The organism is Bradyrhizobium sp., from assembly GCF_049512235.1.
Classification (GTDB): Bacteria; Pseudomonadota; Alphaproteobacteria; order Rhizobiales; family Xanthobacteraceae; genus Bradyrhizobium.
The window spans coordinates 1-4,112 of sequence record NZ_JBEKXH010000539.1; the positions used below are offsets into that span (position 1 = coordinate 1).

The 4,112-nt window shown below is 62.7% G+C and carries 3 protein-coding genes; all 3 read left to right on the forward strand.

Going from position 1 to position 4,112, the window contains the following annotated elements; translation table 11 throughout:
* On the forward strand, nt 1-725 hold a 725-nt coding region (locus tag ABSG20_RS31280; protein WP_423868312.1), incomplete at its 5' end, for a hypothetical protein.
* A 90-nt stretch (nt 726-815) separates the two neighbouring features.
* Entirely contained in the window at nt 816-3,104 is a 2,289-nt protein-coding gene (locus ABSG20_RS31285; protein ID WP_423868313.1) for a polysaccharide biosynthesis tyrosine autokinase, read from the forward strand.
* Entirely contained in the window at nt 3,079-3,882 is an 804-nt protein-coding gene (locus tag ABSG20_RS31290; protein ID WP_423868314.1) for a hypothetical protein, read from the forward strand. Before ABSG20_RS31285 ends, ABSG20_RS31290 begins: the two co-directional genes overlap by 26 nt.
* Nucleotides 3,883-4,112: the final 230 nt, after the last annotated feature.

Below are 4,112 nucleotides of genomic sequence, written 5' to 3' on the forward strand. Positions count from 1 at the left end.
GACCGGATTTGAAAGCTAAACCTTTGAGGGTGAAACCCATGGTTGCGAGATGTTTCCATCCGATCAGGCCTATATCGATGGTTCTGACGGTATTTTTTATGCTGCCCCTGCTCGGCTCATCGCAGGCGGCCTGTGTGGGCCCAGGGAATCTTCCTCCCGATGTACTCGCCAAGCTGCAGGCCAATCCGGGCGGCGTATTCGAAAACGCCCAGGGCGGAGCGCTCAGCAATGCCGAATTGATTCCAAGAACACGTGACCTCGTCACCTCGGACAAAGCTGCCCTCAAGGTCATTATCGAGGCGCTGAAATTTGCCAGCGCCAATGAAAAATCCGCGATCGGTACCGCGCTGGGACAGGCAGCACAGGCCTGTCTCGTCTCGGATCCCAGCTATGCGGCCGAGGTCCAGGAGGCGCTGGCCGCGTCGACCGACCAGGACGCGATCCTGGCATTCGCGGCCGTGACCGGAAACGTTCCCATCGGAGCCGGCGGCGGTGCGGGAGGTGGTGCGGGCGGTGGTGCGGGCGGGAGCACCACCGGCGGCGGTGCGGGATCCGGCGGTGGCGGAACCGGGGCGGGAGGCGGAGGTGGTGGTGGTGCGGTCACAGGCACTACGCTGGCCGCCGCTTCCGTTCTGACGACCACACACACCACCATCCCGCCTGCGACCGTTACGACCCCGACAACGGCCGCCGCGACGACCGCGGCAACGAGCGTCAGCCCTTGAATCAAGTGATTGCGGCGGGGATAGCAGGTTGCAAATTAAAATGCTGGTACACATGCGCCATTCTGATTCCGCGATATCCAGTTTCGGCTCATGATGCTGCAACTTCGTAACGCCAAGCCGGTTGCCGAATTCAACGCGCTGCGGTCGACCGCCATGTCGCCCGGCGAGATACTTGGCGTGTTCGCCAGTCTGACGCGGCGGCGGCTCGCGGTCATCGTTCTGGTGTTCTCTCTCAGCGTGATGTGCGGCGCGGTCTACCTTTACACCGCTCCGGCGAAATTCCTGGCGCAAGCCGAGTTGCTGATCGACACCAAGAAATCGCAGCTGTTTCAGCAGCAGTCCGTCATCGGCGATATCGCGATGGACTCGGCCGCCGTCGACAGCCAGATCCAGGTGCTGAAGTCGGAAAATATCGCAACTTCGGTGGTCAAGGACCTGCACCTGACCAGTGAGCCGGAATTTGTCGGGTCCAAGCCGGGTCTGGTGGGAACGATCCTCGACTATCTCTTGCCGTCCACCCCCACCTCGGAATTCGATCTGCAGCAGCGGGCGGTCGATACTTTTCGCAAGGGACTTGTGGCCCGGCGAATCGGAACCAGCTATGTCATCGAAATCGGGTTTCTGTCGCTGAGCCCCGATCGCGCCGCCGAAATCGCCAACGCCACCGCGGACGCCTATATCGTCGATCAGCTCGAAGCCAAATACCAGGCGACGCGAAGAGCCAGCGCGTGGCTGCAGGACCGCATCCAGGAACTGCGTCAGCAGGCTTCGACCGCCGAACGCGCCGTGCTCGACTTCAAGAAGGAAAACAACATTGTCGACACCGGCGGCCGGCTGATCGGCGAGCAGCAGCTGGCCGAACTGAACAGCCAGATCGTTCTCGCCCGCGCCGCCACCGCGGAGGCCCATGCCCGTCTCAATCGCATCAGCGACATCACCAAGCACGACATTACCGACATCGACAATATCCTGCGTTCGCCGGACCCCGCGGTTGCGGACGCGCTGCGCAACGAGGTCATCAACAAGCTGCGCAGCGAATTCCTCGATCTCGCCAACCGGGAAGCGGTGTTTTCGGCCCGGCTCGGGCACGACCATCTCATCGTCGTCAACCTGCGCAACCAGATGTTCGAGATCCGCCGCTCGATCATGGATGAGCTGAAGCGCATCCAGGAGACCTTCAAGAGCGACTATGAGATCGCGATGGCGCGGGAGCAGAGCATCCAGAACAGCCTCGCCGAGGCGGTGTCGCAGAATCAAACCACCAATCAGGCCCAGATCTCGCTGAAGGATCTCGACAGCAAGGCCCAGACCTTCCGCGCCCTGCATGACAATTTCGTGCAGCGCTACATGGAATCGATCCAGCAGCAGTCCTTTCCGTTCACCGAAGCCCGCGTCATTACCCACGCGACGAGGCCGCGGATCAAGAGTCAGCCGAACACCATCCTGGTGATGGCGCTGGCCTCGGCCAGCGGACTGCTGCTGGCGTTCGGCGTCGCCATGCTGATCGATATTTCGGAACGCGGCTTTCGCACCCCCGAGCAGGTCGAAAGCGAGTTGAAGACCATCTGTCTGGCGGTTGTTCCGCTGCTTGGCGCTGACGCGCATGCACCAAAACCCGCTGCCGCCGAAAGAAGCGATCGCGTGGCGGCGCGGCACCTCGATCAGAGCGGCGTGCTGTTCAGTGTGGTCGGCAGCCCGTTCTCGCGGTTTGCCGAGGCATTTCGCACCATCAAGGTCAGCATCGATGTGTTTGCGCTGGCCAAGCGCAACAAGATCGTCGGGGTGACCTCGACAGTTCCCAACGAAGGCAAATCGACGGTCGCGGCCAACCTGGCGCGGCTGATCGCGCATGCCGGCGGCAAGGCGATCCTGATCGATGGCGACCTTCGCAACCCGTCGCTGACCAGGGCGCTGGCGCCCCAGGCCGAGATTGGCCTGCTCGAGGTCCTCTCCGGCAAGAAGGCGCTCGCGGATGCGATCTGGTCCGATACCGCCACCTCGCTGGCATTTCTGCCGATGGTGGCCAAGGCACGGCTCTCTCACAGCAACGAGATCCTGGCCTCCGCGGCGATGAAGCAGATGATCGACGGCATTCGCGAAGTCTACGATTACATCCTGATCGACCTGCCGCCGCTGACGCCCGTCGTCGATGTCCGCGCCACGACGCAGATCATCGATTCCTATCTGTTTGTCGTTGAGTGGGGCCGGACCGACGTTGAGGTCGTGGAGCGGGCCTTGGGATCGGCGCCGCTGGTCTATGAAAGGCTGCTCGGTGTCGTCCTCAACAAGGCGGAGCTCAATCGGATGCGTAATTACTCCGGCGACGCCGGCTACGATTACCAAAGCAAATACCATGAACGGTACGGGTTCGAGGACTGAGGACGCCAACCGCCTTTGGGCCCGGCGCTGGCCGGGCCTGATGGCCCGGGTATTCACGGTCTGCCTGGGGTTGGCGGCGGCCGGCTGGGCCGGCTTCGTCGCGCCGATCGCCTGGCGGCAGGCATCGATGGCACCGCTCGGAACCAAGATCGTCGCCGGCGAGCGCTTCAAGCCCGGGATCCTGCAACAATATCTGGCGGCGGCGCAGCCGGATGCCGGGCGCGGGCTATGCCAGCCGCTGACCGAGCGGGCGCTGGCCGTGGCCCGGCTTCGGCTCGCCGAAGAAGCGATCGGCGACGGCGATCGCAATTCGATCGAGCAGACCCAATCCGAGGGCGAAGCCGCGATTCGCCGTTCGCTCTCGTGTGCCCCGACCGACCCCTTTCTCTGGTTCGCGCTGTTCTGGATCCAGAACAGCCGGACCGGGCTTTCGGCGGACAACTTTCGATTCCTGCGAATGTCCTATCGCGTCGGTGCCAACGAGGGATGGCTCGCCATTCGGCGCAACCGGATCGCGATGGCGCTCTATCCAGGCCTGCCCGACGATCTGAAGCAGGCCGCGACCGACGAGTTCGTTCAACTGGTCAAATCCGATTTCATCACCGAGGCGGCCGATATCCTCGCCGGTTCGGCAAGGCCAGTCAGCAGCATTCTGCTGCCCCGCCTCCAGGGCATGGATGAAAAAAAGCTGCGATTTCTCGGCATCCTCCTGGCAGGACACGGCATGGACGATCCCTTCCCCGAACTCGACACCAGGCCAAGCTTCCTGCGGCACTGAGGACTTCTCAGTCGTCATCCCCCGCGATTTACGTCTCAGTTGTCATCCCCCGCGAAAGCGGGGGATCCAGTACGCCGCGGCCTCCCGCTTCTATCGCTTCTGCTCTGGGAACACTAGTTGAGCGATTCCGTGAAACCTATCATTTCAGGCCACGAGCATTGGCCTCTCACTCCCTCTCCCGCTTGCGGGGGAGGGTGGGGTGGGGGTGCCTCAGCATACACACCACCCGC

Excerpts from the sequence above, each read along its gene's own strand:
- ABSG20_RS31290 (WP_423868314.1), top strand. The coding sequence starts at position 3,079 with ATGAACGGTACGGGTTCGAGGACTGAGGACGCCAACCGCCTTTGGGCC.
- ABSG20_RS31285 (WP_423868313.1), top strand. The coding sequence starts at position 816 with ATGATGCTGCAACTTCGTAACGCCAAGCCGGTTGCCGAATTCAACGCG.